Annotated in this window: 2 protein-coding genes; both read left to right on the top strand. The window is 24.7% G+C overall.

Annotated elements, in window-relative coordinates; all coding sequences use genetic code 11:
• Nucleotides 1–93: 93 nt before the first annotated feature.
• A complete protein-coding gene (locus BM384_RS16255; protein ID WP_090015197.1) occupies nucleotides 94–2,436 on the top strand; it encodes an ABC transporter permease family protein in 2,343 nt (780 codons plus the stop codon).
• 16 nt (nucleotides 2,437–2,452) lie between these two features.
• The gene (locus BM384_RS16250; RefSeq protein WP_090015196.1) at nucleotides 2,453–3,343 is read left to right on the top strand and encodes a CPBP family intramembrane glutamic endopeptidase; all 891 of its coding nucleotides are present in this window, start codon (nucleotides 2,453–2,455) and stop codon (nucleotides 3,341–3,343) included.
• Nucleotides 3,344–3,415: the final 72 nt, after the last annotated feature.

Below are 3,415 nucleotides of genomic sequence, written 5' to 3'. Positions count from 1 at the left end.
GGAGAGAATCCACAAAAAATTTGCATAAAGATATAAAATTGAGAAAAACTTAGAATTTAATAGATTTTGTCCAATATAAAGGGGTTAATCCGAATGAATTATAAAAAGTTATTTAAACAATACAATATTAAACTATGTGAAAAAAATTTAATAATAATGATTTTGATGTCTTTATCTATTTTAGTAACTTCAGCGGTATCATTTGTTATACCTCAAATTTCGTATAAGCAACAACAGAATGCAAAAGAAAATACAAAGATAATGAATGGAGCAGATCTTAAAATCGTTACATCATATGAATCCAATGAATTTAATGATAAAATTAATGATATCGAATTTAATGGAGCAGAAGTTACCAGATATGATACATCGGTTATATATGTTGAAAATGGAAAAAACAGTATTGTTTCAGAAGCAATAATGGGAGATTATGACTTAGAAGAGAATGAGGTAATATTATCTCAATCAATTGCAAAAAGTCTAAATTTAAAAGTTGGTGATGATATTAAGTTCGACAAGTCTACAGGTATAGATGAGGAATACAAAGTAAAGGAAATTGACCAATGTAATAGTGGTGTTAATTCTCAAGGAGAGTTAATAGGATATATAAAAATGAAACCTTCAGATAAAGTTATAATCTCTAATGAAAAGATTATATTAATTAATGATGTAGATGGTGATAAAGTAAAAGATGAATTAACTGATATTGAAGATGGTTATGAATATACATCTTTAGCTGATCAAGAAAAGAAAGCTAACGATAAAATAGATGTACAGTTAATGTCACTAAATATTTTGAATACAATGGGATATATTTTAACAATAGCTTTGATTGTTAGTACTATATTGCTAACACTTAATACGAGTAAGAAAGATATTGCGGTATTAAGGATGTTATCAATAGACTACAAGTGCATAAAAAGAGCAATGATGTTGCAATTTATGTTATTTATTATGATTCCATTAGTCTTGGCAGCAATCTTAAGTCCATTTATAACCAGTATTTTAATTAAGTATCAAAATATAACTACAGATGCTATAATTGATGGACATATAATACAAGGTATTATAGAGGGAGTAATATTTAATGCAGTATCATTATTTATAATTACATCCATATCATTAAAAGTATTACAAGGAATAAAACCATTAGATGTTATTAGAACAGTAGATACTAAATCAAGAGGAAGTAACGTCAAACTTTTTGTGGAAATAGCAATATCAATACCTATTATTTTATTTCTTTATTCTGTAGTGTATGCTAGTGGAAAGATATTCACAAGTAGTATATTCATTTTTGTATTTCTTTCAATTATTTTTTTTATAACATTAATAATGGTAAAATTGATAACTATACTGCCAAGCAGGAGTAGTAGCACTAAATATACATTGAAAAGTATTAGAAAAACACATTTACTTTATTTGGTTGTAGTAATTAATACAGTAATACTTTTAATATGTGTACTAATAGGATTTAAGCTTGGTGATATATTAAAGAATTCTATAAATAAAGGAATTGATACAACATTACCATACAATTATATGGTTAAGTCAAATGATATGAATGATAAGTATATTAATGATTATATAAATGATAATATTGATATGCTTAGTGGATATGATTGTGTATATAAGTATTCTGCAAAAGTTGAAGATAATGAGGTTAACCAGAAAGCTGTTTCAATAGTAGACATAGAAGAATCAGAGAAAAATTTAACATTCAATATAATAGATGGTGAAGATTTAAGTAAAGAAGATACTAATGAAGTAATTGTGTCTAATAAATATTGTGATAATAATAACCTTAAAGTAGGAGATAAATTAAATATCTTAAGCTACAATGGTAACGTTGAATATGTTATAAAGGGAATTTACGATTGCTCATCAGTAAATCAAAATTGGATATTAAAGTATGCAGATGACAATATAGACAGCAATATGTATTTATTAAAAATAGATGATAATTTATTTATTAATGATATTGAAAATTGTTCTATAGGTAATATGAATATAGTTGGGGATGCGGTTTATTATCAAATGGAAAATTTCTTGGTGATTTTTAAGTATTTATGCTTCTTGTATATAATATCTGGATTAGTATTTAGTATTAATATGACATATGTATATTATAAAAATGAAGAGCGAAATTATACTATAATGAGAGCTATTGGAAAAGGAAAACAATTTGCAGTAAGAGATCAAATCTTAAAATCAGTATTAAATGTAATTTTAAGTACCTTAATTTCAGTTGGAATGTATGCACTGATAATAAAATTTGCATTAGTAATGATGTTTAACATTAAATTTGATGTGAATGCAGATTTATGGTTGTTTGCACTGATAATTTCATTAATATTCAATTTTATGAGTTTATGCATCATATTAAGAAGAATCGCTTGTAATGTAAATTTTGATGTATTAAGGGCAGATGTATAAGGTGTGATGTAATTGTATGAAAGATAAAAAAATATATATAGAAACATCTATAAGTAGTGCTATAACAATGTTGATTCCATTTGTTGCAAAGTTCATTGCTAGTGTTTTGTTAATTTTATATTGTTTAGTAGTAAAAATGTTTTTTGCTGGTGATAAGTATGTTAATATTAATAGAAGTATTAGTGAGCTTTCAGGAAGTAGTATTATTGTAATTGGAATAGCTGTAATAACAATATTACTTATATATTTATGGAGTGAGAAAATTAAAAAAGAGAAACTAATTAATGATGATTTAAGTAAATTACAATGTTTAAAAAGTTATGTAAAAGGGTTCGTTATAGGAAGCGTATGTATTACCATAATTTTTATAGTAATATATTTTGTAGATAAGCCTGAAGTTGAATTAAAACAATTTAGTATTTCTTTTATGCTCAGTATTATTATGTGGATAATTCAAGGTTTTAGTGAAGAAGTATTGTTTAGGGGATATTTATTAAATACTATTTCTAAAAATTTCAATTTAAAAGCTGCAGTCATAATTAATTCAATGTTATTTTCATTAATGCATATTATGAATAATGGATATTCGATTATTGCATTTATTAATTTGTTTGTTTTTGGAGCAATAGCATCTTTTTTAACTGTAAAAGGATCATTATGGGAAGCTGCAGCTTTTCATTCATCGTGGAACTTATTTCAAGGTAATATATTTGGATTATGTGTAAGTGGAGTAAGTAAGATTGAGCAAATGAGTATATTATCTAGTAAATTTGCAAAGAGCACATTATTAAATGGAGGAGAATTTGGAATAGAAAATGGAATTGTTACTTTAGGAATATTATTAGTTATAATAAGTTTATATTTAGAATATAGATTAATTAGTAGAAATTATAGATGTACAAAATAAGTTTTATGAAAATTAAGACCAGCTAATAATAGTCAAGTAAATTTTAAAAAATAATATTTTTTAAAAAAGGGT

This window comes from Clostridium sp. DSM 8431 (assembly GCF_900116755.1).
In the GTDB taxonomy this organism is placed as follows: domain Bacteria; phylum Bacillota; class Clostridia; order Clostridiales; family Clostridiaceae; genus Clostridium.
The sequence above is the reverse complement of the archived record's forward strand: the minus strand, read 5'-3'. Positions and strand labels throughout refer to the sequence as shown.